Genomic DNA, 25,809 nt, shown 5'->3' on the forward strand with positions numbered 1-25,809 from the left:
AAAAGGGAAGGTGGCGAAAGCTTAGCAGAGGCCTCTGTCAGAAAGTGTCAGGAGCAGACGCCCTTCCCTTCAACGGCAAAAAAACTCTCTTGACGAAATATATGACTCGCATCATATTTAATAGATGTTGCAAAACATTTAAATCAACCACAGCGTCAGGAGTTCTCGTATGCGCAATAAAGTCTTTGGCCGTCGCAGCGGCCTGCGGGTTTCGGAGCTGGCCTTGGGTACCGCCAACTTTGGCACAGGCTGGGGCCACGGCGCCGAGCGCGAAGAGTCCAAGCGGATTTACGACGGTTACCTGGAGGCCGGCGGCAACTTCCTTGATACCGCCAACGGCTACCAGTTCGGCCAATCGGAAGTACTGCTCGGCGAGTTTATTGCGTCGGAACGGGACCGCCTGGTGATCGCCAGCAAGTACACCTTGCGCACCCAGCCTCAAGACGAAGGCACCCTCAAGCTCGGCAATAACCGCAAGAACATGGTGCGTGCTGTCGAAGAAAGCCTGAAACGCCTGAACACCGACCACATCGACCTGTTCTGGGCGCATATCAGCGACAACGTCACGCCGATGGAAGAGATCCTGCGGGGTTTTGATGACCTGGTGCGGGCTGGCAAGATCCACTACGCCGGGCTGTCCAACTTCCCTGCCTGGCGCATTGCCCGCGCCGACCTGCTCGCCGAAGTGCGCGGCTTTGCGCCGCTGGTAGCGATCCAGACCGAATACAGCCTGGCCGAACGCACCGCCGACCGTGAGCTGCTGCCCATGGCCGAAGCGCTGGGCCTGGCTGCCACGTTGTGGTCACCGCTGGGTGGTGGTTTTCTCACCGGTAAGTATCGCAACAGCCAGGAGGACTCCCGCGCCAGCAAGTTGGGGATTCTGGTCCACGCTGAAAAAAGCGCACGGGAAACGGCAGTGCTCGACACCTTGTTGGCGGTTGCCGGTGAGCTGAACGCCACGCCGACTCACATTGCCATCGCGTGGCTACGGGAAAAAGCCCGTCGATCCACCACCGCGCTGATTCCGATTCTGGGGCCACGTACCCGTGAGCAACTGGATGGCACCCTGGGCGCGCTGACGGTGCAACTCTCGGCTGAGCAAGTCGCCCGTCTTGACGCTGCCAGCGCGATACCGCTGGGGGTGCCCCACGAGATGATCGCGGAGCGCTTCCCGCGCTATACCGACGATGATGCACAAGACCTGCGCTGGCCGCCGGTTATCTAAGACCCGTTGTGGCGAGGGAGCTTGCTCCCGCTGGGCTGCGTAGCGGCCCCAAAATCTTGGGAGCGCTGCGCACTCCAGCGGGAGCAAGCTCCCTCGCCACAGATGCAGTACTCAGCCTCAGCTACGCAAGGCTTTTGCTCACCACCTCAAACACATCGCTGGACAGCTCGCCCGAAGCGCGAATCCGCTCCAGTTCACCTTTCATCAGCGCCTGCCGCGCGCTGTCGTACTTGCGCCAGCGGGTCAACGGCGCCAACTGCCGCGACGCAATCTGCGGGTTGAAGCCATTCAACTGGATCACCAAATCCGCCAGGAACTGATAACCGGAACCATCCGCCGCGTGGAAGTTGATCAGGTTCTGTCCGGCAAACGCACCTACCAGTGCGCGCACCTTGTTCGGGTTCTTGATGTTGAACGCCGGGTGCTGCATCAACGTCTTGACCCGCTCCAGCGCGCCCGGCAAACCACTGCCCGCCTGCACGCTGAACCACTGGTCCATGACCAGCGGGTTGTCCTTGAAGTTCTCGGCAAACACCGCGAGGGCCTTGGCCTTCTCTTCTTCGAACGGCGAGTTGACCAACACCGCCAACGCCGTCAGGCGCTCGGTCATGTTGTCGCACGCGTCGAACTGCTCAAGGGTTGCCGCCAACACTTCCGGCTTGCCGCTGAGCATCAGGTAAGACAGCGCGATGTTCTGCAAGGCGCGACGGGCAAAGTGTTCCGCCTCGGCGACGTACGGGGTTTTCTTCGACAGGTCGCGATTGGCCTGGTAGCGCAGCCACAAACCTTCGAACAGGTTATCGGCCAATTGCTTGCGGGCGAACTCGCGGGCCGCGTGGATGGCGTCGACATCCGCCACTTCGCTGATTTCAGTCAGGTAGGCTTCGCTCGGCAGCGAGAGCATCTCGGCAACCATCGCCTGGTCCAGGCTCTGGTCGCTGAGCACAGTGCGCAGCGCAGTGATCAGGCGTTGATCCAATACCAGCGCCTTGCCCTGCTGATGCTGGCCGATCAGCTCCTGCAACACCTGCACCGACAGCTGCTGGCCGGCGTCCCAGCGATTGAAACCATCGCTGTCGTGCTGCATCAGGAACATCAACTGGTCGCGGTTGTACGGGAAGCTCAGCTTCACCGGCGCCGAGAAGCCACGCAGCAGAGACGGCAGCGGATGTTCGGCAATGTCGACAAAGGTAAAGGTCTGCTCGGCTTCGGTCACCGAGATCACCCGGGACGTGGCGCCCGCCGCAGCTTCACCGGCCAGGCGCAAGGCGATACCCGCGCCCTTGCCGTCCAGCAGGCCCAGTTCAACCGGAATCACGAACGGCAGTTTCTCTACTTTGTCCGGGGTTTCCGGGCAGCTTTGACGGAAGCTCAGGCTGTAGGTTTTAGCCGCCGCGTCGTAGGACTCGCTCACCGCCAGGCGTGGTGTACCGGCTTGGCTGTACCAGCGCTTGAACTGGGTCAGGTCGGCGCCGTTGGCGTCTTCCATGGCCTTGATAAAGTCGTCGCAGGTCACAGCCTGGCCGTCGTGGCGTTCGAAGTACAGGTCGCTGCCCTTGCGGAAGCCTTCGGCGCCGAGCAAGGTCTGGATCATGCGAACCACTTCCGAGCCCTTTTCGTACACGGTCAGGGTGTAGAAGTTGGAGATTTCGATAAAGCCGTCCGGGCGTACCGCGTGGGCCATCGGCCCAGCATCTTCGGCGAACTGGTGCGTGCGCAGGTAGGCGACGTCCTGGATACGCTTGACCGTCGCCGAGTTCATGTCGGCAGAGAACTGCGAATCACGGAACACCGTGAAGCCTTCCTTCAGCGACAGCTGGAACCAGTCGCGGCAGGTCACGCGGTTGCCCGACCAGTTGTGGAAGTACTCGTGGGCGACAATCGCCTCGACACGCTGGTGCGCGGCGTCGGTAGCGGTTTCGGCGCGGGCCAGCACGGCGCTGGAGTTGAAGATGTTGAGGCCCTTGTTCTCCATCGCGCCCATGTTGAAGTCGTTGACCGCGACGATCATGAAGATATCGAGGTCGTACTCACGGCCATAGGCTTCTTCGTCCCAGCGCATGGACTTCTTCAAGCTGTTCATGGCGTGCTGGCACTTGTCGATGTTTTCCGGCTCGACATAGATACGCAGCGCCACGGTGCGCTCGGTCATTGTGGTGAAGGTGTCTTCGACGCACCACAAATCACCGGCCACCAGTGCGAACAGGTAAGCCGGTTTCTTGAACGGGTCTTCCCAGGTCGCCCAGTGCCGGCCGTCTTCGCCAGGGCCGGAAGCAATCGGGTTGCCGTTGGACAGCAACACCGGGTAGCTGTGTTGCTCGGCGATCACCGTGGTGGTGAACACGCTCATCACGTCCGGGCGGTCGAGGTAATAAGTGATCTTGCGGAAACCTTCGGCCTCGCACTGTGTGCAGAACATGCCACCGGATTTGTACAGGCCTTCCAGGGCGGTGTTGGTTTCCGGGTGGATCTTCACCGTGGTGTCGAGGGTGAAGGTTGCGCTGGTGGGGTGCACGGTCAGGTGGCTGTCGCTCAACTGGTAATCGGCCTCGGTCAGTTCCTGGTCGGCCAGGTTTACCGACACCAGCTCCAACTGCTGCCCGTCGAGCACCAGCGGCGGCAGGCCGGTGCCGCGCTCGGGGTTGCGGCGCATCACCAACTGCGCGTGGACCAGGCTATGGTCCTCGAACAACTCGAAGGTCAGGTGCGTCTCGTCGATCAGGTAGTCCGGCGCCTGATAGTCCTTCAGGTAAATCATCTTCGGCTGTTCGGTGCGCATGTCTGTCGTCCTTCTACTGATGCACGGCGAGCTGGTAGGCCGTGTATTTACGAATGTTGATCACGCCGGTGTCGAAGATCAGGTATTGGCCCTTGATCCCCATCAGCGTGCCTTCGGCAATCGGGTTCTTGTCCAGGTTGAAGCTGACAATCTTGGTCGGATACTGCTCGATCGGGTAACGGATTTCGATCGGTTCGATGTCGGTCACCGGTTGGATGGCTTGCAAGCCAAAGCGTTCCTGCAAACCGAGCAAACCCTCGGCACAGCTGGCGAACAGTTCGTCCCGCACCTGCGCAAGATTTACCGTCTGGGCGTCGCCCTTGAGCAGCGCGCGCCAGTTGGTCTTGTCGGCCACCTGGCTGCGGAACAGATCTTCGACGAAGCCCGACTGCTGGCGCGTGGCAACCCGCATGATCGGCAGCGCCTGGCTTGCGCCCTGGTCCAGCCAGCGGGTAGGCAGCTGGCTGGCGCGGGTAATGCCGACCTTGATCCCCGACGAATTCGCCAGGTAAACCACGTGATCGGTCATGCAGAATTTTTCACCCCAGGCCGGATCGCGGCAAGTGCCTGCGTCGTAATGGCAACGCTCGGGGCTCATGATGCACAGGTCGCACTGGGCCAGTTTGGTCATGCACGGGTAGCAGTAACCCTGGCTGAAACTGGTCTTGGTCTTGCGACCGCAATGGGTGCAATGGATCGCACCGAGGTATTCCAGGCGCACGGTGGTGCCGATCAACGGGTTGACCGGCACCTCGATGTCGCCCAGACGAAACGCGTATTGAACGGTCGGCTCACCCAACTGCGCCGACATCTTGCTGACTGCACCACGGCCAATCTCAATCAATGGATGGCATCCGACTTGAACAGGATGTTCGGCACCGGCGCCGACTTCGAGGCGCATTCCTGCGGGCCCATGTAGCCGGTGCGCTGGTCTTCCGGCAGGTTCTGCAGTTCCCAGGCGATTACCGCCTGCAACGACAGTTCACGCTGCTCGGCGGTGAGCTTGCGGCCATCGGACCACTTGCCGATTTCCACGGCGAGCTTGAGGCTCTCGTAGATGTCCGGGGTGATGTTTTCGATCATTTCGACAAAAGAGGACATAAGACTCTTCCTTAACTAAATAGGAGACATTTTGCGGCGACTGTACAAGCCACCCAACAAACCGGTCAGGCAACCCATCACCAGGCCGCCCACGTGGGCCGCGTTGGCGATTTCGCCGAAACCGATCATCGAAACCAGGCCCGACAGGCACAGCACCAGCCACACCAGCATCATCACCAACACCCCGCGAGGCAGGCGATACGCCGGGTTCGGCGACAATAATTGATAGATCCAGCAATGCCCGAGCAAGCCGTACAGCACCCCGGACAACCCGCCAAACAGGCCGGGACCACCAAAAGAGTATTGAGCGTAGTTCGACACCAGGCTGAACAACAGGGTCAGGCCCAGCAGGTTGATGCTGCCCTGGCGCAGCTCGATGCGCCGCCCCAGTTCCCAGTACCACATGCCGTTCATGGCCAGGTGCAGGATGCCGAAGTGGATCAGCATCGGCGTGACCAACCGCCACCACTGCCCCGATGCGAGACTGTCGGCCAGCGGCGTGAAGTGCAGGTACTCACCCGACACACTGAACGGCAGGAACGTCAGCCAGCTCATGGCTTGCAGGTTTTCACCCAACAGCGTGACGGCGCCGACGATGATGCTCAGCAGCAGGATAAGTCCGGTCACCGGGCTGTGGCGCAACTGCTGGACAAACCCCGGACGCTTGACCGTCGCCGCCTGTGCCGGAATATCCAGTTGCTGGTCCGGGTCACCAGCTGGAAAACGCTGGTACAAGACCTTCACGTCTTCGCTGATGGAATCGGGCACCCACAGCACTTGCTCCCCGGCTTCTTCGCTGACGCGATGGGGCACCTGCATGCGTTGCAGCAGCGTGACGAAACCACTCAAATCCACCGCCAGCGGCAGGCGTAATACAGCCACGGTACTCATTTAATAACCTCAGGGCGCTCGACATCGACCCAAACAAATTTACGCGGGTCCAGGCGGGTTTCCTGATCCAGTCGGTAAGCCACCAACTTGCCATACAGCACTGCGCTGTAGTCCAGGCAGGCCAGGTTCGGACGGATCGGCGCCGGTTTACCGCTGCGCCAGTAATGGCCGACGAACAGCAACGGCTCGTCGACGCCGTAGCGCAGCAGGGAATTTTTCTCGGTGGACGACAGCGGCGTGGCTGCCACCGGTTCCGGCAGCGCATCAGGCTGGAACACGATGTCGCCGTAGGTTTTCGGGTCGTCTTCCCAGAACTTGGTGCGAAAAAACGAGCGCGTCAGCCCGTCGCCGCCGGTCAGGGTCAGGCCGTCCGGCAGGCGCATGTCGGTGCCGCGCAGCAGGCGGTCGAAGGCGTTGCTGGCGAAACTGCCGGGCACGGCGGCGGCTTGCAGGAAGTGCTGGTCGATGCAGCCGTCCGGGAAATGCGCGCGCAGGGGTTCGATAAAGCCGTTGTCCCAGCAGGCGTGCACCACGCGGAACCGTCCGGCATCGACAAACAGCGGCATGTCGTAGAACCAGCCGAGGAAGTCGTGCCAGTCCGCCGGGTGCTGTTCGAACTGGGTCAGGGTTTCATGGATCAACCGCGCATGACGTGGCGTGTGCTCACGCACGAACTGCTTGCCGCTGCCCGGGGGCGCCGGCGTGCTCCAGCCCAGCGCGTTGAACTCATGGTTGCCCATGATGCACAGCGCCTGGCCGGCTTCGGTCATGTCGTGGACGATGTGCAGCGCCTCGCGAATGCGCGGGCCACGGTCGATGATATCGCCGAGGAACACAGCCATTCGCGACGGATGCCGCCAGGTACCGCCCTGCTTGTGGTAACCCAACCGGTCGAGCAAGTGCTCAAGGGTATGAGCGCAACCGTGCACGTCACCAATCAGGTCGTAGCTACGCGCGGGATCGAGCATCAGTCGCCTCCACCCCCCAAGCGGCTGCCCCAGCCCAGCTTGGTGCGGCACACTTCGTAGTAGTTGTGGTCCAGCGGGTGGATCAACCGCAACTTCTGCGCCTTTTTGCTCACGGTGATGGTGTCACCGGGGGCGCAGGTGAAATGGTTCTGCCCGTCGCAGGAGACTTGCGGGTAGATCTGCATGTCTTTGGACACCACGATTTTCAACTCACTGTTGCCGTCGACCACGATAGGTCTGCTGGACAACATATGGGGGTACATCGGCACGATCACAATGGCATCCAGCTTGGGATGCATGATCGGCCCGCCGGCAGACAGCGCGTAGGCCGTAGACCCGGTAGGCGTGGCGACGATCAGGCCGTCGGCCTTCTGGCTGCACACGAACTGGCCGTCGATGTACAACTCGAACTCGATCATCCGCGTCGATTTGCCGGGGTGCAGCACCACATCATTAAGGGCGTCGCCCTGGCCGATGGCTTCGCCGTGACGGCGCACTTCGGCTTGCAGCAGGAAGCGGTTTTCCACCAGGTAATGGCCGTCCAGCACCTTGGCCACTTCGACTTCCAGCTCGTCAGGGCGAATATCGGTGAGGAACCCCAGGCTCCCGCGGTTGATCCCCAGCACCGGCACGTTATGCCGCGCCAGCGCACGGGCGGCGCCCAACAGGCTGCCGTCGCCGCCCACCACGATCACCATGTCGCAGACTTCGCCGAGCATCTTGCGCGACGAGGTTTGCAGGCCGTGGCCCGGGAGGATTTCAGCGATGGTGTCTTCGAGGATCACATGCAGGTGGCGCTCGAGCAGAAACTTTTTCAGCCGGCGGACGGTGTCCAGCACCTGGGTACTGCCCAGGCGACCGATAATGCCGATATTGCGAAATTGCTCCATGGGGCTCCTGCGGGGTTCGGGTTCTGGCAAAAAAGAACGATTATGGGCGAAAGCCGGCGTTACACAAAATCCTTTGTCGCCGCAAACCCCAGACGACAACGGTTCTCAGCCCCCTTCCCGGCTGTAAAAGGCTATGCTCGGACCATGACTCTGTTCACTGATTTACAGCACCTGCCCCGCCAACTGCGTCACCCCGAGGTGCGGGACCTCGCGTGGGTGATGCTCGCCCCGCCGATGCTTGAGCAGACACCCTGGCCGCAACGCCACCCGCTGACCGGCAGCGATTGGGTGCAGGCCCCGCATTTGCTGGAACACTGGCTGCGCCAGCTGGACCAGGACAGCAGCGCCTTGCTGCATTGGCTGAGCCAGGCACGTACCCGTCGGCTGGGCCTGTATTACGAACGACTATGGCAATTCGCCGTGCAGCATGCGCCGGGCGTGGAATTGCTCGCGGCCAACCTGCCGATCCGCCAGGCCGGGCACACCCTGGGCGAGCTGGACATGCTGCTGCGCGACCGTGACGGCGTGCACCACCTGGAACTGGCGATCAAACTTTATCTCGGGCCCCAGGACGGCGACGGCCGGGACACCGCGCAATGGCTGGGCCCGGGCTGTCATGACCGGCTTGACCGCAAGCTGGCTCATCTGGCGCAGCATCAATTGCCGATTTCCGCCCGGCCGGAAAGCCGCGAAATACTGGCGGCGTTGGATATCCAGAGATTTGACGCGCATCTATGGCTGGGCGGGTATTTGCTCTACCCATGGCCCGGCATGGCGCAAGCGCCGGTGGGCGCGCATCCGCAGCACCTGAATGGCCGCTGGCTGCATCAGCGCGATTGGTCACGGTTTATCGAGCAAAGCCCCGCCGGTCGCTGGCAACCGCTACCCCGCCACGCGTGGCTGGCACCGGCGCACTACCCGGCGGATGAAGCTTGGGATGCGGCCCGGATGCGAGATTGGCTCACCGAACTGGACCCCATGGCGCCCGCGCAATTGCTGGTGCGCCTGGTGGAAAACAGCGAAGGAGAATGGGAAGAAGCCGAACGGCTGTTCCTGGTGGCCGATCTGTGGCCGAACGTACCCGGCACCCCCGTAGCAGCTGTCGAGCGCCAGCGAGGCTGCGTCGGCAGCACCACCGTTGCCGAGTCATCCCCCATCTCCGAGTCGCGCCCGACGCAGCCTCGCTGAAGCTCAACAGCTGCTACGGACGAATTTACGGGGGGTTATTAAAGGTGATCGATGTGCCGATAATCCACTTGCAGCCCGGCAGCCAACGCTTTCGCGCGCCCCAAGCGGATCGGGCCGCGCTCGATGTCCACCAGCAATCCTGGGCAGTCCAGCTGCGGCAGCCCTGCCACATCTTTCAGTCGCCCATCGGTAATCACCAGCAAGCGCTGCTGCTCCACCGGGTAACGCTTACGACGAGCCAACAACCAATGCCCCGCTTCGCTCAGCGCTGCCAGTAACGGCGTGCCGCCGCCTGCACCGAGGCCATCAAGCCAATGACCAAGCCCTTTTGCCGCCTTTAATCCCTGCACCTGCCACTTTGGCGACTGTCCACTCGCGGTGAGCAACGCCATGCGCGCCCGTTGCCGGTAGGCGTCGTCAAACAGTTGGGCCAGCAAACCCTTGGCATCACTCAGCGCCTGATGCCGCCGGGTGGACGCCGAAGCATCCACAATCACCAGCCACAGTTCATGGGGCGTGCGGCTGCGCAATTGATACAGCAGATCTTCACGGCGTTGCGGCCGCCCGCTGAGCAAGGTGCCCGGCCAGTTGATCGAACCTTCGGCCGCGCTGCGCGCCGGCCCTCGCCTGCCCTTGTCCAGTCGACCCGCCTTGGGCCGTGCATCCGCCCCCGCTTTAGGCCTGGGGCGGATGCCTAGGGCTTTTTTGGCCAGGTGGGCACGTCCCGGCGAGCACCCGTCGCCAGCGCAGGCGCGGGCATGTCGCCCCATTGGCCCTGGCCTTCTGTTGAATCATTGGGCTTGGGTGATTGACCGCCTGCAGGCGGAGTAGCAGGCGGTGATTGCTCCTGGCGCCGGTGACGCAGGGCAAATTCCGCAACGGCTTCGATATCTTCCTCGCCGATGGCCGTCGCACCACGCCAGGCGGCATGGGCACGGGCGCCGCGCAGCCAGACCAGGTCGGCGCGCAAGCCATCGACGCCCGCAGCAAAACAACGTTCGGTGATCTGCGCCAGCGCCTGGTCATCCAACGGGATGCTCTCCAGCAACGCCCGCGCCTCTGTGCAGCGCTCACGCAACGCGGCCTGCTGGTCGGCCCATTGCCCGCAGAAACCCTGAGGGTCGCTGTCAAAATCCAACCGACGACGGATGATCTGCCCACGCTCGGCCGGCTGGGTGTGCCCGCTCAACGCCACGTTGAAGCCAAACCGGTCGAGCAATTGCGGGCGCAACTCGCCTTCTTCCGGGTTCATGGTGCCGATCAGCACGAAGCGCGCCGAATGCCGGTGAGAAATCCCGTCGCGCTCGATGAGGTTGGTACCGCTGGCGGCCACGTCCAGCAGCAGGTCCACCAGATGGTCGGGCAATAAATTGACTTCGTCGACGTAGAGCACGCCGCCGTCGGCCTTGGCCAGTACGCCGGGGCAAAACTGTGCGCGGCCTTCGCCGAGCGCCGCGTCCAGGTCGAGGGTGCCCACCAGACGCTCTTCGGTAGCGCCCAACGGCAGCGTGACGAACTGACCGCTGGCGAGCAGGTCTGCCAAGCCACGGGCCAGGGTGGACTTGGCCATGCCGCGCGGACCTTCAATCAGCACGCCGCCGATTTTCGGGTCGATGGCGGTCAGGCACAGGGCCAGTTTCAAGTCGTCGGCGCCGACAACGGCGGACAGCGGGAAATGCGGGAGATCGGTCATCAACTGCCTTCTTCTATATCCAACAACAGGTTTTCCAACGCCTCGCGGTACGCCCCGGGTTCCTGCCACATGCCGCGCTGCTGGGCTTCGAGCATGCGTTCGGTCATGTCCCGCAGGGCATCCGGGTTGTGCTGCTGCACAAAGGCCCGAGTGTCCGGGTCCAGCAAATAGGCGTCCGCCAGCAACGCGTATTGATGATCGTCGATCAGCGCCGTGGTGGCGTCGAACGCGAACAGATTGTCCACGGTCGCGGCCATCTCGAACGCGCCTTTGTAGCCGTGGCGCTTTACCCCTTCGATCCACTTCGGATTGGCCGCCCGGGCACGAATCACCCGGTTCAACTCTTCCTTCAGCGTGCGGATCTTCGGCAGGTCCGGCTGGCTGTGGTCACCATGATAGCTGGCGGCCTTGTCGCCGCTCAGGGTTTCCACGGCAGCGAGCATGCCGCCCTGGAATTGGTAGTAGTCATTCGAGTCGAGCAAGTCGTGCTCGCGGTTGTCCTGGTTCTGCAACACCGCCTGCACCTGGCTCAAGCGCTGGGCAAACTGTTCGCGGGCGGCGGTGCCTTCGTCGGAGCCGCCATAGGCGTAGCCGCCCCAGTTCAGGTAGACCTCGGCCAGGTCTTCGCGGCTCTGCCACAAGCGCCCGTCAATCGCGCCCTGCACGCCGGCACCGTAGGCACCGGGCTTGGCACCGAAGATCCGCCAGCCGGCCTGCTTCGCCGCCGCTTCCTCGTCCAGGCCCGACAGGCGCAACGCTTCGCGCTCGCTGCGCACCTTGGCGGCCAGGGGGTTCAGGTCGTCGGGCTCGTCCAGCGCCGCCACGGCTTGCACCGCCGCGTCGAACAGCCGGATCAGGTTGGCGAACGCATCGCGGAAGAACCCCGACACGCGCAAGGTCACGTCGACGCGCGGCCGGTCCAGCAGACTGATCGGCAGGATTTCAAAGTCATCCACCCGCTGGCTGCCCGTGGCCCACACCGGGCGCACACCCATCAGCGCCATGGCCTGGGCAATGTCGTCGCCGCCGGTGCGCATGGTGGCGGTGCCCCACACCGACAGGCCGAGTTGGCGCAAGTGATCGCCATGGTCTTGCAGGTGACGCTCAAGAATCAGGTTCGCCGACTGGAAGCCGATGCGCCAGGCGGTGGTGGTTGGCAGATTGCGCACATCCACCGAGAAAAAGTTACGACCGGTAGGCAACACGTCCAGGCGGCCCCGGCTCGGCGCACCGCTGGGCCCGGCCGGGACGAAGCGCCCGCTCAGTGCATCCAGCAACCCGCGCATTTCCGCCGGGCCGCAAGCATCCAGGCGCGGCGCGACGACGATGCGCAGGCTCTCGATCACCGACTTGACGTCTTCCCAGCCGGGCTCTTCAAGCTGTTCCACGGCACCTTCCAGCGCCTGCTCGATCAGGCGTGCGGCGTACAACTCCAGGCGTTCACGGGTGTCGCCGGCGGTACGCCACAATTGCGCGTCGATCTTCTGCAGCACCAATGGCCGGCGCCCGGTCCACGGCTCGGCCAGGGCGCAGTCCAGCGGGTCGAAGCCCAGCTCAAAAGCCTTGGCCAATACCCGCAGCAGACTCGATTGCGGCCCACGGCCGTCGCCACGCGGAATGCGCAGCAAGGCCAGTAAGGTGTCGATGCGCAAACGGCCCTCGGGCGACTCACCAAAGATGTGCAGGCCATCGCGAATCTGCGACTCCTTCAAGTCACACAGGTAAGTGTCCAGGCGCGGCAACCAGATCGCCGCGTCGGCATCGCTGTTGAGGTTTTCGTCCAGGGCCAGTTCCTGGTCGATACGGGTTTCCCGCACCAGCTTGAGGATGTCCTTTTGCAGCTCGCGGGCACGTCGTGGGTCGAGCAGTTGTGCCTCGTAATACTCGTCGGCCAGCAGCTCCAGGTCGCGCAACGGCCCATAGGTTTCGGCGCGGGTCAGCGGCGGCATCAGGTGATCGATGATCACCGCCTGGGTGCGGCGCTTGGCCTGGGCGCCCTCGCCCGGGTCGTTGACGATAAACGGGTAGATATTCGGCAGCGGCCCCAGCAATGCGTCCGGCCAGCAGTTTTCGGAAAGCCCGACACCCTTGCCCGGCAGCCACTCCAGGTTACCGTGCTTGCCAACGTGGATCACGCCGTGGGCGCCGTAGGTCTGGCGCAACCAGAAGTAGAACGCCAGGTAGCCATGGGGCGGCACCAGGTCCGGGTCGTGGTAGACCGCACTGGCGTCGACCTGGTAACCCCGGGCCGGCTGGATGCCGACGAAGGTCAGGCCGAAACGCAGGCCGGCGATCATCATGCGGCCGTCGCGGAACATCGGATCGGTGTGGGGTGTGCCCCAGCGTGCCAAAACCGCTTGGCGGTTGGACTCGGGCAAGCAGTTGAACATCGCTTCGTAGTCGTCGAGCGCCAGGCTTTGGTGACACGGACGCAGGTCGAGGCTGTCCAGGTCGTTGCTGACACCGCCCAACAGTTCCTGAATCAGCGCCGTGCCGCTTTCCGGCAGGACGTCCGGCAGCGGATAACCTTCAGTCTTTAATGCGCGCAAGATGTTCAGCGCAGCGGCTGGCGTGTCGAGCCCCACACCATTGCCGATACGCCCGTCCCGGGTCGGGTAGTTGGCGAGGATCAGCGCGATACGTTTTTCGCCATTCGGTACCCGCGCCAGTTCGACCCAACGCCGCGCCAGTTCGGCGACGAAGTCCATGCGTTCCGGCTGCGCGCGATAGCACACCACATCCGACTGGCTGCGCTCGCTGCGCCAGGCCAGGTCCTTGAAGCTGATGGGCCGGCTGATGATGCGCCCGTCCAGCTCCGGCAACGCGATGTGCATCGCCAGGTCCCGTGGGCCGAGGCCTTGCTCGCTGGCCTGCCAGCCGGGCTCGTTGTCTTGGGCGCAAATCGCCTGGATCACCGGAATATTGCGGCGAAACGGCCGCAGGTGCGGGGCTTCGGGGCTGGATTGGGCAAATCCGGTGGTGTTCAGAATCACCGCGGCGTGCACCTCGTCCAGCAAGTCCTCGACCACCGTCAGGCAGCCGGGCTCTTTCAAACTGGCCACCGCCATCGGCAACGGGTTAAGACCCGCCGCCTGCAAGCGCTGGCAAAACACATCGATAAAGCCGGTGTTGGCCGCCTGCAAATGCGAGCGGTAGAACAGCACCGCCGCCACCGGAAAATCAGCTTGCCAGTCGGCCTGCCAATCGTTGAGACGGGCATTGGCTTTGTGCGGGTGATAAATCGCCGTACGCGGCAAGGTTTGCGGCTCGTCCCAGGCGTAATCGCGGTCAAGGTAGCTGGCCGCCAGGCAACGATAGAAATCCAGCGCATTACCCAAGCCGCCCTGGCGCAGGAAGTGCCAGAGCCGGTCACGCGCCTCGGCACCCACGGTGCTGAGGCCGCTGAGTTCCGGGTCCGGGCGGTCGTCCCCCGGCACCAGAATCAGCTGCACGCCGCGCTCGGCCAATTCCACCAGGCGCTCGATACCGTAGCGCCAATAACCGATGCCGCCGTGCAGCGAAATCAGGATGACCTTGGCGTGGCGCAGTACCTCATCCACATACAGGTCGACCGAAGCATGGTTCTGCACCTGCATCGGGTTGGCCAGGCGCAGGCTCGGGTAATCCTCGGGCAGCTGCTGGGCCGCTTCGGCCAGCAGCGCCAGGCTGGAATCACCGCTGCACAGGATCACCAGCTCGGCGGGAGTCTGTCCAAGGTCGGCGATGTTGTCATCCGAAACGAAACCGCCGGGCTGGGTCCTGAGCAGGTGCATGGGTTAAACGCTGAGGGCGGCGCGCAGTTGCGCTTCGAGCAAGGCGGCGTCCAGTTCCTGGCCGATCAGCACCAGGTGCGTGGCGCGCGGCTCATCGGCGCGCCAGGCGCGGTCGAAGTGCTTGTCGAAACGCGTGCCCACGCCCTGGATCAGCAGGCGCATCGGTTTGTTCGGGATCGCCGCAAAACCCTTGACCCGCAGGATGCCGTGCTTGACCACCAGTTGGGTCAGGGCGTCCAGCAGCAGGCTTTCGTCGGCCTGGGGCAGTTCGATGGAGATGGAATCGAAGGCGTCGTGATCGTGGTCGTCTTCACCTTCGTGGTGATGATCGTGATGGCTGTGGCGACTGTCGATGTGTTCTTCGGAGCCCGCACCGAGGCCAATCAGCACGTCCAGCGGCAGGCGACCGCTGCTGGCTTCGATGATTTTGACCGCTGGCGGCAGCTCTTCTGCCACTTCCAGGCGCACGCGGGCCAGGTCTTCAGGGCTGATCAGGTCGGACTTGTTGAGGATCACCAGGTCGGCGCTGGCCAGTTGGTCGGCGAACAGCTCGTGCAGTGGGGATTCGTGGTCCAGGTTCGGGTCGAGTTTGCGCTGGGCGTCGACCTGGTCCGGGAAGGCCGCGAAAGTGCCGGCGGCCACGGCCGGGCTGTCGACCACGGTGATCACGGCGTCAACGGTGCAGGCGCTGCGGATTTCCGGCCACTGGAACGCCTGGACCAAGGGTTTTGGCAGGGCCAGGCCGGAGGTTTCGATCAGGATATGGTCGAGGTCGCCGCGACGGGCCACCAGTTCGCGCATGACCGGGAAGAACTCTTCCTGGACCGTGCAGCACAGGCAGCCATTGGCCAATTCGTAGACGCGGCCGTTGGCTTCTTCTTCAGTGCAGCCGATGGAGCATTGCTTGAGGATTTCACCGTCAATGCCCAGCTCGCCGAACTCGTTGACGATCACCGCGATGCGGCGCCCCTGGGCGTTGTCCAGCATGTGACGCAGCAAGGTGGTCTTGCCCGAGCCGAGGAAGCCGGTAACGATGGTGACGGGGAGTTTGGCCAGTGTTTTCATCGGATGCCCTTTGGGGCGGGCATACGGGACGAGTGGCCCTGCGCGGGTGCGCAGAAGCAGAATTCGCCACCGGATCACCCCGCCCGGTTGAAGTAGAAAATCGGTTGCGAGGCAGGTCTCCTGGCTTGGGGCTTGCCGGCGGTGAGGCCGGCGCTGGCTGCGCCTTCCCGCCTTGTTCAGGCAGTGGCGTGGCAGTCAGATAAACCCTTTACAGTTGCGGGGGCAGCCGCGGCATTGACCGCGTTCCCTTCTTAGCTTCGGCCTGGACCGAAGAACCTCGAAGGTGCAAGGCTACGCAGTGCGCAGGGACGGGTCAATGTCCGAGCGTTTGGCGCGAAGCAGCGCCAGGCGCTCCAGCATGCCCTCGCTGGCGGCAGGCCCGGCTTGAACGCTGCATTGCTCGACGGACACGCGCGCGCCGTCGGCATCCACCACCGCCACTTCCACCGGGCGCCGGGTTTCCCGGTCGACCAATTGCAGGCTTTCACCTTCGTTGGCGAAATGGCGGTTGCCCCAACCGACGAACGCCATGATCACCACCCGGAAATCCTCGCCGACCGGCGTCGGCACGTACTCGAAACGTGGCGGCCGCTCGCTGTATTGCCGGCGCTCCAACAGCCCCGCGTCCACCAGGCTGTTGAGCCGGCGAGTCAGCATGTTCGGAGCGATGCCCAGGCTCTGGGAAAACTCATCAAAACGGCGCAGGCCCTGCAGCGCGTCGCGCATGATCAGGATGCTCCACCACTCACCTACCCGTTCCACTCCACGGGCTACCGGGCATTCGGCATTCACCAGCGACTTACGTTGCATTGCAGTTCCTCTATGGGGCGGCCCCGGAAATTTAAGCTATCGGATGTTACTTTCATAATGATAGCTTCGTCCATGCAATGCTACCAACCTGAAATTTGCGGAGCTAAGCGATCATGAGTAAGCGAATTGTTGTGACCGGCATGGGCGCAGTGACCCCGCTGGGAACCGGCGTGGAACAGACCTGGAAACGCCTGCTGGCCGGTGAATCCGGGATCCGCAGGCTACCCGAGGCATTGGTCGGCGACCTGGCAATCAGCATCGGCGGCCAGGTGTTGGACCGTAACCAAGACCCTGAAGCCGGCTTTGACCCGGACACTGTCATCCCGGCGAAAGAGCAGCGCAAGATGGACCGGTTTATCGTGTTTGCCCTGGCCGCCGCCCAGGAAGCCCTGGCGCAGGCCGGCTGGAGTCCGCAAACGGCAGCGCAGCAGGAACGTACTGCGACCATTATCGCTTCCGGCGTGGGTGGGTTTCCGGCGATTGCCGAGGCCGTCCGAACGGCTGACAGCAAAGGGCCGCGCCGCCTGTCGCCGTTCACGATTCCGTCATTCCTCGGCAACATGGCGGCCGGGCACGTGTCGATCCAGCATCATCTGAAAGGTCCGCTGGGCTCCCCCGTCACTGCTTGCGCCGCCGGCGTACAGGCGATTGGTGATGCCGCGCGGATGATCCGCGCAGGGGAAATCGACATCGCCGTGTGTGGCGGCGCCGAAGCCTGCATCCACCGGGTCAGCCTCGGCGGTTTCGCTGCGGCGCGTGCGCTGTCCAGCGATTACAACGACACGCCGGCACTGGCCTCGCGTCCGTTCGATCAAGGCCGCGACGGGTTTGTGATGGGCGAAGGTGCCGGGCTGTTGGTCATCGAGGAGCTGGAGCATGCGCTGGCTCGCGGCGCCACGCCCATCGCGGAACTGGTGGGCTATGGCACCAGTGCCGACGCCTATCACATGACCTCGGGGCCGGAAGATGGCTCAGGTGCACGCCGGGCAATGGAGCTCGCGATTGCGCAAGCTGGGATCAGCGCCGCACAGATCCAGCACTTGAACGCCCATGCCACGTCGACCCCCGTAGGTGACAACGGCGAGCTGGCGGCGATCAATACGCTGTTCGGTGCAAATGCCAGCGTCGCGATCAGCGCCACCAAGTCGGCGACCGGCCATCTGTTGGGCGCCGCGGGCGGGATCGAGGCGATCTTCACTGTGCTCGCCCTGCGCGACCAGATTGCCCCGGCCACCCTCAACCTGGACAACCCGGACCCCGCTGCCGAAGGGCTGGATATGGTCCGAGGCCAAGCCCGGCCGTTACCGATTGAATACGCGATATCCAATGGATTTGGCTTTGGTGGCGTGAATGCCAGTGTGTTGTTCAAACGCTGGGGTTAACGCGGCGATTTGACGCCCATCGCCCGCCCATGCTCTCCTACACATCTTGTTTCGGGTGCCCTTCACAGGGTGAAACGGGAAACCGGTGAGTCATGTTCCTTTACTCAAGGGCGTGACGAGTCCGGTGCTGCCCCCGCAACGGTAAGCGAGTGAAACATCAAATCCACTGTGTCTGTACGGCATGGGAAGGTGATGTTTTCAAGGCCCAGGCCCCTCGCAAGCCCGGAGACCGGCCCGAAAAATTCAGATAACAAACCCGCGGTGGGCGGGCGCTGTTCAGAACCCTGCGTGCCTGGCTCGCGGGGTTTTCATGCGCTCGTGCACCCTGAAACCCAGAAGGGACGCGCCATGTCGATCATCAGCAGCACCGCCTCTACCGCCAGCACCACTGCCACCCTGAGCCAACGCCTGACCGCCGCCATTGGTGCGTCGATCCTCGGCGCGTGCCTGGTGTATTTCGCCGGTTTCTCGCACATCGAGGCGGTGCACAACGCCGCCCACGATACCCGCCACAGCGCCGCGTTCCCGTGCCACTGAGACCTGCCGACATGATCAAGCGTATTGCCCAAACCGCAGGTTTCACCGGTCTTCTGGCCGCCTTGCTGCTGACCTTGCTGCAAAGCTTCTGGGTCGCCCCGCTGATTCTGCAGGCGGAAACCTTCGAAAAGGCTCCCGCGGCCACCGAAGTGCATGAGCATGCCGGCGCTGCGGCCCACACCCACGACGCCGAAGCCTGGGAACCGGAAGATGGCTGGCAGCGTGTGCTGTCGACCACGGGCGGTAACCTTGTGGTTGCCGTGGGTTTTGCCCTGATGCTTGCCGGCCTGTACACCCTGCGTGCACCGACCCGAACGGCCCAAGGCCTGCTGTGGGGCCTGGCCGGTTACGCCACCTTTGTGTTGGCGCCGACCCTGGGCTTGCCGCCTGAATTGCCGGGCACTGCGGCTGCAGACCTGGCGCAACGGCAAATCTGGTGGATCGGCACCGCCGGCTCCACCGCTGCCGGTATCGCGCTGATCGTATTCGGTCGCAACTGGCTGCTGAAAGTCCTGGGCGTGGCGATCCTGGCGGTACCTCATGTGATTGGCGCACCACAGCCGGAAGTCCACTCGATGCTGGCGCCGGAAGCCCTGGAAGCTCAGTTCAAGATTGCCTCGCAGTTGACCAACGTTGCCTTCTGGCTGGCGCTGGGGCTGATCAGTGCCTGGCTGTTTCGCCGTAACCGTGATGGTCAGTATTCGGCATGATCCTGGCGGTGGGCCTGGGGTGCCAGCGGGGCTGTTCTGTCGACGCCCTGCTTGACCTGTTCAATGCCGCCCTCGCCGAGGGTGGCATTGAGCGCCAGCGCATCACTGCGCTGGCCAGTCTTGATCGCAAACAGGATGAGCCGGGGTTGCTGGCACTGGCTCAGGTTCTGAAGTTGCCGTTGACGTTTTTCAGTGCGGCGCAATTGGCGCCCTATGAAGATCGACTGAGCCATAAGTCCGAGACGGTTTTTGCTCATACCGGCTGCTACGGCATCGCGGAAAGTGCCGCCCTGGCCCTCGCAGAACACCTGTCCCAAGGCCCTGCTACTCTGCTGATCGCCCGCAAAAAAACCGCCCAGGCCACCTTTGCATTGGCTTGCGCCGGCTGAATTCCCGATAATCGTCAGCTTTGATCATGAGCAATCTTCATCTGGAGGGCTGCTCGCGTGCTTTTTTTCACAGGAATGAATCCATGACTGTCTTTTTCATCGGCGCAGGCCCAGGCGACCCGGAACTGATCACCGTCAAGGGGCAGCGGCTGATTCGCAGTTGCCCGGTGATTATCTACGCCGGTTCGCTGGTGCCGGCGGCGGTGCTTGAGGGGCATCAGGCGGATCTGGTGGTTAACAGTGCGGAGTTGCATCTGGAGCAGATCATTGGGCTGATCAAGACGGCCCATGAGAAAGGCCAGGATGTGGCTCGGGTGCATTCCGGGGATCCGAGTTTGTACGGGGCGATTGGGGAGCAGATTCGGCTTTTGCGGGAGTTGGGGATTGGGTTTCAGATCATTCCCGGGGTTACGGCGGTGGCGGCGTGTGCGGCGTTGTTGGAGGCTGAGCTGACGTTGCCGGACATCGCTCAGAGTGTGATTTTGACGCGGTATGCGGATAAGACGGCGATGCCTGAGGGTGAGGCGTTCAGTAGTTTGGCGCAGCATGGGACGACCATGGCGATTCACCTGGGGGTGAGTCATCTGGAGAAGATCGTGGCTGAGTTGGTGCCTCACTATGGGGAGGATTGTCCGATTGCGGTGGTGCATCGGGCGACCTGGCCGGATCAGGATTGGGCCATTGGTACGCTGGCGGATATTGCCGGGAAGGTGGCGGCCAAGGGGTTTCGGCGTACGGCGTTGATTGTGGTGGGTCGGGTTTTGGCCAGTGACAGTTTTGGTGAGTCGTCGTTGTATCGTGCGGGGCATGCGCATTTGTATCGGCCCTGAGGGTGTTAGTGGTGGTGTACATATCCGTTATTTAGGTGATGGCTGATATTGGTTCCGCTCTTACAGCGGCTCACTTTTGAAAAGCGCAAAAGTAAGCAAAACGCTCTTGCCCCACCACTCGGCACCTCGCTTGGGCTCGGTGTGCCCGCACTCCGGCAGCACGAAGCGGGCCGCCGCGACGGGGCGTCCCTGCCCCGTCGCGGCTAAACCGGCGTCCTGCCGGTTTACCCGCTCCGTACTGCCTACGTTCGGCCAGCGTGGTTTAACGGGGCGCCTAAGATCAAGATCAAAAGCAGATCAAGGGCACAGCGGCCTACAGGCCGGCTTGAGTGTGGTGAAGCAACAGCAACAGCAAAATCAGAAGCTAAAGTGGGCACGGTCCAAATGTGGGAGCGGGCTTGCTCGCGAAGGTCGTTAACGATTACGTGGGCATTCTGGATGAACGCGGCGTTCTCAGGTTTTTCGCGAGCAAGCTCGCTCCTACAGGAAAGCAGCTTTGCTTTTGCTTTTAACACTCAAGCCGGCCTGTGGGCGGGGCGCCTAAGATCAAGATCGAGATCAAAAGCAGATCAACAGCACAGCAGCCTACAGGCCGGCTTGAGTGTGGTGAAGCAACAGCAACAGCAGAATCAAAAGCTAAAGCGGGCACGGTCCAAATGTGGGAGCGGGCTTGCTCGCGAAGGTCGTTAACGATGACGCTGGCATTCTGGATGAACGCGGCGGTCTCAGGTTTTTCGCGAGCAAGCTCGCTCCTACAGGAAAGCAGCTTTGCTTTTGCTTTTAACACTCAAGCCGGCCTGTGGGCGGGGCGCCTAAGATCAAGATCGAGATCAAAAGCAGATCAACAGCACAGCAGCCTACAGGCCGGCTTGAGTGTGGTGAAGCAACAGCAACAGCAGAATCAAAAGCTAAAGCGGGCACGGTCCAAATGTGGGAGCGGGCTTGCTCGCGAAGGTCGTTAACGATGACGCTGGCATTCTGGATGAACGCGGCGGTCTCAGGTTTTTCGCGAGCAAGCTCGCTCCTACAGAGAAGCAAGCCGGCCTGTAGGCCGCTGTGCTCTTGCTTTTGATCTGCTTTTGATCTTGATCTGCGGGCCCCGTCAACCACGATGGCCGCAAGTAGGCACGGTGGAGCGGGTAAATCGGCAGGGAAGCCGATTTAGCCGCGCCGGGCCATGGATGGCCCGTCGCGGCGGCCCGCGGAATCGGGCCGGAGTGCGGGCATGCCGAGCCTAAGCGAGGCACCGAGTGGTGGGGCAAAGACCTTTTGGTTACTTTTGGCTGGGCCGGCATTCCGGGCGTTTGCCAAAAGTGACCCGCTGTAAGAGCGGAACCATAAGCAGCCGTTACCGCAGCAACGGATATGTACACAATGCACCTAACCTAAAACCTCACAAACACCACGCAACCCACTGAATAAAAAGCAAAAAAAAACGGCGCTCACGAGGCGCCGTTTCTCCACATCCGCAGCGAACACCCTTAGTAGTAGGCGTTTTCTTTCTGCGTATGGTCAGTCACATCCCGCACACCCTTGAGCTCCGGAACCCGCTCAAGCAGCGTACGCTCAATCCCCTCACGCAAGGTCACGTCCGCCTGGCCACAGCCCTGGCAACCGCCACCAAACTTCAACACAGCAATACCATCATCAACCACATCAATCAGGCTCACCTGACCACCGTGGCTGGCCAGCCCGGGATTAATCTCGGTCTGCAGGTAATAGTTGATGCGCTCGTTAATCGGGCTATCCGCATTAACGTTCGGTACCTTGGCGTTCGGCGCCTTGATGGTCAGTTGGCCACCCATACGATCAGTGGCGTAATCAACCACCGCATCGTCAAGGAACGCTTCGCTGAATGCATCGATATACGCCGTGAAGCTTTTCAGCCCCAACGCCGTATCTTCAGGTTTTTCTTCTCCCGGCTTGCAGTAGGCAATGCACGTCTCTGCGTACTGGGTGCCGGGCTGGGTGATAAAGACGCGAATCCCGATGCCCGGGGTGTTCTGCTTCGACAGCAGATCAGCCAGGTAATCGTGGGCGGCGTCGGTAATGGTAATAGCGGTCATGGAAACTCCTCGCAGGCTTGCCGGCAGTTTACGCCAAATTATTACCGAGGTACAAAGTCCTAGTATTTTTGTCGGGAAAGCACCAACCGTTCGTCGCCATCGAACCAGCCTTTGAGCCGACGATAACTGCCCTTTTCCAGCCAGTGATAGCTGGCCAGCGACCCAAGGGCGATCAGCACCACGCACACGCCGAGCATCACGTAGGCATTCACCCCATAACGCTGGGCGATAAAACCACCGGCAGACAGCACCAGCACGTGCATCAGATAGACCGAATAGGAACAGTCCCCCATCACCTTGAGCAGGCGGCTGCGCTCGAAATAGCGTTCCATCGAAATACAGGCCACCACCAGCACCGCACTCGGCAAGCCCCAGGTCAGGGCCCGCGGCGATGCCGGCCAGTGATAAATCGCCAACAGCGCACCGGCAATACCCGCCAGCGGCAGCCACAGGCCGGGGCGAATCCAGCCCTTGCGGTACAGCATGCCGATGCCAATCCCCAGCAAGAACTCGTACACGATGTCCGAACGATAGAAATCGCTGATCCAGCCAAACGACGTCCACGCCTGGCACACCGCGAACAACAACGCGCCCACCACCAGCACCCGCCACTGCCGGCGAAACAGCAGCGCCCAGGCAAACAGCAGATAGAAGAGCATTTCGTAGTTCAGGGTCCAGCCGACATTCAAGGTCGGGTACACCCCATAACCACCGGGGTTTTCGGAAGGTATAAACAGCAAGGACATCAACACATGAGCCGCATCGACGCTCTGGTCCGGCAACACCGGACGGGCAAACACCACCAGCAGCGCCATCAGCACCGTGTAGAACCAGTACGCCGGGACGATCCGCAGCAGGCGATACAGCAGGAATCGCCAGGGCGGCAGCTGTTTGTTCTCGGTGGAGAGGAAGATCACCAGGCCGCTGATGACGAAGAACACGTCCACGCCCGCCGCGCCCTTGTCGACAAACAGGTGCCCCAGCGCCGAGTCGGCCTGGAAGCCAAAGAAAATCTGCATGAAGTGATGACCCACCACGGTCCAGGCCGCCAGGGCGCGCAGTGCCTGTACTGAAATCAACATCGTCGACCCGCTCTCCCAACCCTCGACACCGATTATTCAGGTGCCTCTGGCTTGGGACAGCCGTCGACGGTCAAAGGTCGATCAAAGATTCTCGTAGCGGTTCATGTCCAGCACGCCCTCTTCCAGCGGCGTGGTTTCGTGGAGGTACTGCGACAGGTCGTGGAAGTACTGCCAGAACTGCGGATGGCTGCGGCGAATGCCCCAACGGTCGACGATCTTCTCGAAGCGATTGGCGTCCTTGGCGTTCTCCATGGCAGCGACAAACTCCGGTACCTGCTGCGCCGGAATGTTGAACATGAAGTTCGGATAGCTGCTCAGCACCCCGGGATAGATAGTCACTGTATCCAGGCCGGGCTGATAGCGATAAGCCTCACCGAGCATGAAGGCCACGTTGCTGTGGGCGCGATTGCGCAGCAGGCTGTAGATCTCACGTTTGCCGCTACGGGTTTCGATGCGCAGCAGGGTCGCTTCCGGCAACTGGTCGATCACCTTGAGCCCCGCCGCCGGGCGATTGGTCAGGCGGCTCAGGGCCTGTTCGGCGTCCTGCAGCGCAGGATCAATGCCCCGGCGTGAGCAATAGGCGCTGATACAACGGTTAATCGGGTCCGGGCTGGCGTTCAAGTCGCCGTAACGGGCCAGCAACTGGTTGGCGAAGTCGCGCTTGGGGTCTTTTTCATCGAGCGTCAGGCCAGTGGGCTTGTCATCGTCAATGGCTTCATAGTCCATCCACAGCTTGACCTTGCCACTGTTCTGGTACCAATCGTCGAGGAAATCATCTCGCGAATCCGCCGGCATCAAGCGCAGGAAGTTCTGCTCGGCGCCGTTGCGGATCAGGTCGAAATACAAGCGCGTCTGGGCCTGATGGGAAACGTTGCCGAACACATCGAAATTCACTGCCAACTGGTAGTAGGTGCGCTCCAGCAGCGGGTAGTCGAACAACCACATGGTTTGCGGCACTTCGCCAATCAAGCCCTTGGTCACCGAGGCGCTGTCGAAGTGGCGGAAGATGCTCAGCAAGGCGTTATCGTTGCCCGCCCACAGGGACGCCCAGCTCGGCGGTGGCAGGTCGGCATAGCTGTCTCGGCGCAGCGCTTCGTATTCGTTGCGCTTGTCGCGGTATTTAAGCCACAGGCTGAGCACGCTGCCCACATCGTCAATCTGCCCCGGCATCGCCAGCAACGGCGTGGCCTGGCCGCGGTAGCGGGCATCGGTGATGTACAGGTCGTGGTCGGGGTCCTGGAACAGGGTCCAGAAGTTGTCGCGGATTACGTCCGTGGCGATTTGCCCACGGCATACCGGCCCGCGAATAAAGGTACGCACGAAGTATTCGGCGTTATCCAGCATGAACTGGTAGCGCGCCTTGACCGGAATCGCCTCGAAAGTCTCAAACGGGTTGGCCCGCCGGCCCGGTCCGTAGCCCGGCAAGGCGTTAACCTGCCAGTCATCGGTGTAGAACAGCGACTTGATGCGGGCCATTTTCTCGGCGCTGAACGGATAGGTGATGTGGGTCTTGTGCACGATCACCCCCTGCACCGGCCACAGGCGGTAGTACACCTGAGTGCCCGGGTCGTCGTTGGGGCGACGGGTGTTGATCAGATCGATCGGTTGCCCGCTCGGGGTGCGCGAACGCACCCACTGGAAGAAATGCCCCGGCTCACCGCCTTCAAAGTAGATATGGGCGAGGAACAGGTGCTCGAACAACCAGCGCGCCACCAGGCTTTCCCGGGCGCCGGGCTGGTTGAACAGGTTTTCCCATTGCTGCACTTGCAGGGCTTCCTGGGCAGTCGGTGCCAGGCCTTGTTCGTCGATCGGTGCACCGGAGGCCAGCCAGCGTTGCAAGGTTGGGTACTGCTGGTCGGTCAGGCCGGTGACGGCCAGCGGCATGCCTTCCTTGGGATGGCTACCTGCGTAGGCGTTGAACTCGCCCGGCATCGGGCAGGTATTTTCGCGGTTCAGGCCCAGCACCATGTCGTCAGGCAGCTTGGCATTGGGCTGCAACGGTGCGTTATGCCCCAGCTCCAGCATGCGCGCCATCAGTGCGGCCTGGCTGCCCTGGGCATCGAGTACCGAGTAGAAACCCTTCTGCTGCCACGCGGCCTTGCCGAAGGCGTCATAGAACAAACGGGTGGGCTGGCTGGCAAGACTGCGTTCGCCGTCGTACACCGGCACTTTGGTCGCGCCACGTGCGGCGCCTTCGGCACTGCCGAGGTTTAGCTGGCAGGCCGAGTCATAGCAGGCGTGGCAGGCCACGCACTTCTCGGTGAAGATCGGCTGAATATCACGGGTATAAGAGATCGCCGGAGCGGGACCTTCTGCCTGTGCGGTGCTGGCGACCAGCGCAAAAACGGCGCTGACGATGAGGCGAAGTGACATGTTCCCGGTCCCGGTTCGATGCGTACGGTGAAAAACCTGGCGATTCTACCGATGTAA

21 protein-coding genes and 2 riboswitches are annotated in these 25,809 nt (G+C 62.3%); of the genes, 7 read left to right on the plus strand and 14 right to left on the minus strand.

Annotation, left to right across the window (positions count from 1 at the left end; all coding sequences use genetic code 11):
• Positions 1-169: 169 nt before the first annotated feature.
• Complete coding sequence (locus tag HBJ59_RS22235; RefSeq protein ID WP_167664779.1) at positions 170-1,225, plus strand: aldo/keto reductase; 1,056 nt, start codon at positions 170-172, stop codon at positions 1,223-1,225.
• Positions 1,226-1,346: 121 nt separating this feature from the next.
• On the opposite strand, the gene pepN is transcribed toward HBJ59_RS22235, so the two are convergent.
• Genes pepN through HBJ59_RS22265 form a run of 6 tightly spaced genes read right to left on the minus strand, consistent with a single transcriptional unit; the run spans position 1,347 to position 7,854 of the window.
• A complete protein-coding gene (pepN, locus tag HBJ59_RS22240) occupies positions 1,347-4,004 on the minus strand; it encodes an aminopeptidase N (RefSeq protein ID WP_167664780.1) in 2,658 nt (885 codons plus the stop codon).
• Between the two features lie 13 nt (positions 4,005-4,017).
• A complete protein-coding gene (locus tag HBJ59_RS22245; RefSeq protein ID WP_178124281.1) occupies positions 4,018-4,848 on the minus strand; it encodes a DUF2797 domain-containing protein in 831 nt (276 codons plus the stop codon).
• The gene (locus HBJ59_RS22250; RefSeq protein WP_003217900.1) at positions 4,845-5,105 is read right to left on the minus strand and encodes a YeaC family protein; all 261 of its coding nucleotides are present in this window, start codon (positions 5,103-5,105) and stop codon (positions 4,845-4,847) included. The genes HBJ59_RS22245 and HBJ59_RS22250 overlap by 4 nt, the downstream gene beginning before the upstream one ends.
• A gap of 15 nt (positions 5,106-5,120) precedes the next feature.
• Positions 5,121-5,996 (minus strand): rhomboid family intramembrane serine protease, encoded by an 876-nt coding sequence (locus tag HBJ59_RS22255; RefSeq protein WP_167664781.1) that lies wholly within the window; start codon positions 5,994-5,996, stop codon positions 5,121-5,123.
• Complete coding sequence (locus tag HBJ59_RS22260) at positions 5,993-6,967, minus strand: metallophosphoesterase (protein ID WP_167664815.1); 975 nt, start codon at positions 6,965-6,967, stop codon at positions 5,993-5,995. Before HBJ59_RS22260 ends, HBJ59_RS22255 begins: the two co-directional genes overlap by 4 nt.
• Positions 6,964-7,854, minus strand: coding sequence for an NAD(+) kinase (locus HBJ59_RS22265; RefSeq protein WP_003217892.1), 891 nt, complete (start codon positions 7,852-7,854; stop codon positions 6,964-6,966). The genes HBJ59_RS22260 and HBJ59_RS22265 overlap by 4 nt, the downstream gene beginning before the upstream one ends.
• Positions 7,855-7,998: 144 nt before the next feature.
• Between HBJ59_RS22265 and HBJ59_RS22270 the strand changes: the two genes are divergently transcribed.
• The gene (locus HBJ59_RS22270) at positions 7,999-9,042 is read left to right on the plus strand and encodes a DUF1853 family protein (protein WP_076014857.1); all 1,044 of its coding nucleotides are present in this window, start codon (positions 7,999-8,001) and stop codon (positions 9,040-9,042) included.
• A gap of 38 nt (positions 9,043-9,080) precedes the next feature.
• On the opposite strand, the gene HBJ59_RS22275 is transcribed toward HBJ59_RS22270, so the two are convergent.
• The 5 genes from HBJ59_RS22275 to HBJ59_RS22295 all read right to left on the minus strand — a co-directional run bounded on the left by HBJ59_RS22275 (position 9,081) and on the right by HBJ59_RS22295 (position 16,383).
• Complete coding sequence (locus HBJ59_RS22275) at positions 9,081-9,812, minus strand: VWA domain-containing protein (protein ID WP_256670870.1); 732 nt, start codon at positions 9,810-9,812, stop codon at positions 9,081-9,083.
• The gene (locus HBJ59_RS22280) at positions 9,737-10,735 is read right to left on the minus strand and encodes an ATP-binding protein (RefSeq protein ID WP_167664782.1); all 999 of its coding nucleotides are present in this window, start codon (positions 10,733-10,735) and stop codon (positions 9,737-9,739) included. The genes HBJ59_RS22275 and HBJ59_RS22280 overlap by 76 nt, the downstream gene beginning before the upstream one ends.
• Positions 10,735-14,508 carry a cobaltochelatase subunit CobN gene (gene cobN / locus HBJ59_RS22285; RefSeq protein ID WP_167664783.1) on the minus strand — a complete coding sequence of 1,258 codons (3,774 nt, stop codon included), beginning with the start codon at positions 14,506-14,508 and terminating at the stop codon, positions 10,735-10,737. Before cobN ends, HBJ59_RS22280 begins: the two co-directional genes overlap by 1 nt.
• A 3-nt stretch (positions 14,509-14,511) precedes the next feature.
• Entirely contained in the window at positions 14,512-15,573 is a 1,062-nt protein-coding gene (gene cobW, locus HBJ59_RS22290) for a cobalamin biosynthesis protein CobW (protein WP_076014860.1), read from the minus strand.
• Positions 15,574-15,665: 92 nt separating this feature from the next.
• A riboswitch (cobalamin riboswitch) is annotated at positions 15,666-15,868 on the minus strand.
• Positions 15,865-16,383, minus strand: a complete 519-nt coding sequence (locus tag HBJ59_RS22295; protein WP_167664784.1) for a helix-turn-helix domain-containing protein — start codon at positions 16,381-16,383, stop codon at positions 15,865-15,867. Its footprint overlaps the riboswitch before it by 4 nt.
• A gap of 113 nt (positions 16,384-16,496) precedes the next feature.
• On the opposite strand from HBJ59_RS22295, the gene fabF reads away from it, so the two are divergent.
• The 5 genes from fabF (at position 16,497) to cobM (ending at position 20,231) form a co-directional block, all read left to right on the plus strand.
• Positions 16,497-17,765: a beta-ketoacyl-ACP synthase II gene (gene fabF, locus HBJ59_RS22300; RefSeq protein ID WP_167664785.1), complete on the plus strand. Its 1,269-nt coding sequence runs from the start codon at positions 16,497-16,499 to the stop codon at positions 17,763-17,765.
• Between the two features lie 36 nt (positions 17,766-17,801).
• Positions 17,802-18,018: riboswitch (cobalamin riboswitch) on the plus strand.
• Positions 18,019-18,113: 95 nt separating this feature from the next.
• Entirely contained in the window at positions 18,114-18,302 is a 189-nt protein-coding gene (locus HBJ59_RS22305; protein ID WP_003217883.1) for a CbtB-domain containing protein, read from the plus strand.
• Between the two features lie 11 nt (positions 18,303-18,313).
• Entirely contained in the window at positions 18,314-19,012 is a 699-nt protein-coding gene (locus tag HBJ59_RS22310; RefSeq protein ID WP_076014863.1) for a CbtA family protein, read from the plus strand.
• Positions 19,009-19,401 carry a cobalamin biosynthesis protein gene (locus HBJ59_RS22315; RefSeq protein ID WP_167664786.1) on the plus strand — a complete coding sequence of 131 codons (393 nt, stop codon included), beginning with the start codon at positions 19,009-19,011 and terminating at the stop codon, positions 19,399-19,401. Before HBJ59_RS22310 ends, HBJ59_RS22315 begins: the two co-directional genes overlap by 4 nt.
• 83 nt (positions 19,402-19,484) lie before the next feature.
• Complete coding sequence (gene cobM / locus HBJ59_RS22320) at positions 19,485-20,231, plus strand: precorrin-4 C(11)-methyltransferase (RefSeq protein ID WP_167664787.1); 747 nt, start codon at positions 19,485-19,487, stop codon at positions 20,229-20,231.
• A gap of 1,481 nt (positions 20,232-21,712) precedes the next feature.
• Here the strand turns inward: cobM and nfuA are convergent.
• The 3 genes from nfuA to HBJ59_RS22335 form a co-directional block, all read right to left on the minus strand.
• Positions 21,713-22,297, minus strand: coding sequence for a Fe-S biogenesis protein NfuA (gene nfuA / locus HBJ59_RS22325; RefSeq protein ID WP_003210817.1), 585 nt, complete (start codon positions 22,295-22,297; stop codon positions 21,713-21,715).
• A 59-nt stretch (positions 22,298-22,356) separates the two neighbouring features.
• Positions 22,357-23,379 (minus strand): acyltransferase, encoded by a 1,023-nt coding sequence (locus HBJ59_RS22330; protein WP_167664788.1) that lies wholly within the window; start codon positions 23,377-23,379, stop codon positions 22,357-22,359.
• 81 nt (positions 23,380-23,460) lie between these two features.
• Entirely contained in the window at positions 23,461-25,752 is a 2,292-nt protein-coding gene (locus HBJ59_RS22335) for a fatty acid cis/trans isomerase (protein ID WP_167664789.1), read from the minus strand.
• Positions 25,753-25,809 lie beyond the last annotated feature (57 nt).

Source organism: Pseudomonas sp. AN3A02 (assembly GCF_011765255.1).
Classification (GTDB): domain Bacteria; phylum Pseudomonadota; class Gammaproteobacteria; order Pseudomonadales; family Pseudomonadaceae; genus Aquipseudomonas.

Bases quoted from the DNA above. Each gene is read 5' to 3' on its own strand.
- HBJ59_RS22335 (WP_167664789.1), bottom strand. From the start codon at position 25,752: ATGTCACTTCGCCTCATCGTCAGCGCCGTTTTTGCGCTGGTCGCCAGC.
- cobN (WP_167664783.1), bottom strand. From the start codon at position 14,508: ATGCACCTGCTCAGGACCCAGCCCGGCGGTTTCGTTTCGGATGACAAC.
- HBJ59_RS22310 (WP_076014863.1), top strand. From the start codon at position 18,314: ATGATCAAGCGTATTGCCCAAACCGCAGGTTTCACCGGTCTTCTGGCC.
- fabF (WP_167664785.1), top strand. From the start codon at position 16,497: ATGAGTAAGCGAATTGTTGTGACCGGCATGGGCGCAGTGACCCCGCTG.
- HBJ59_RS22250 (WP_003217900.1), bottom strand. From the start codon at position 5,105: ATGTCCTCTTTTGTCGAAATGATCGAAAACATCACCCCGGACATCTAC.
- HBJ59_RS22270 (WP_076014857.1), top strand. From the start codon at position 7,999: ATGACTCTGTTCACTGATTTACAGCACCTGCCCCGCCAACTGCGTCAC.
- HBJ59_RS22265 (WP_003217892.1), bottom strand. From the start codon at position 7,854: ATGGAGCAATTTCGCAATATCGGCATTATCGGTCGCCTGGGCAGTACC.
- HBJ59_RS22235 (WP_167664779.1), top strand. From the start codon at position 170: ATGCGCAATAAAGTCTTTGGCCGTCGCAGCGGCCTGCGGGTTTCGGAG.
- HBJ59_RS22280 (WP_167664782.1), bottom strand. From the start codon at position 10,735: ATGACCGATCTCCCGCATTTCCCGCTGTCCGCCGTTGTCGGCGCCGAC.
- HBJ59_RS22275 (WP_256670870.1), bottom strand. From the start codon at position 9,812: ATGGGGCGACATGCCCGCGCCTGCGCTGGCGACGGGTGCTCGCCGGGA.
- HBJ59_RS22315 (WP_167664786.1), top strand. From the start codon at position 19,009: ATGATCCTGGCGGTGGGCCTGGGGTGCCAGCGGGGCTGTTCTGTCGAC.
- HBJ59_RS22295 (WP_167664784.1), bottom strand. From the start codon at position 16,383: ATGCAACGTAAGTCGCTGGTGAATGCCGAATGCCCGGTAGCCCGTGGA.
- pepN (WP_167664780.1), bottom strand. From the start codon at position 4,004: ATGCGCACCGAACAGCCGAAGATGATTTACCTGAAGGACTATCAGGCG.
- HBJ59_RS22330 (WP_167664788.1), bottom strand. From the start codon at position 23,379: ATGTTGATTTCAGTACAGGCACTGCGCGCCCTGGCGGCCTGGACCGTG.
- nfuA (WP_003210817.1), bottom strand. From the start codon at position 22,297: ATGACCGCTATTACCATTACCGACGCCGCCCACGATTACCTGGCTGAT.
- cobM (WP_167664787.1), top strand. From the start codon at position 19,485: ATGACTGTCTTTTTCATCGGCGCAGGCCCAGGCGACCCGGAACTGATC.
- HBJ59_RS22255 (WP_167664781.1), bottom strand. From the start codon at position 5,996: ATGAGTACCGTGGCTGTATTACGCCTGCCGCTGGCGGTGGATTTGAGT.
- cobW (WP_076014860.1), bottom strand. From the start codon at position 15,573: ATGAAAACACTGGCCAAACTCCCCGTCACCATCGTTACCGGCTTCCTC.
- HBJ59_RS22305 (WP_003217883.1), top strand. From the start codon at position 18,114: ATGTCGATCATCAGCAGCACCGCCTCTACCGCCAGCACCACTGCCACC.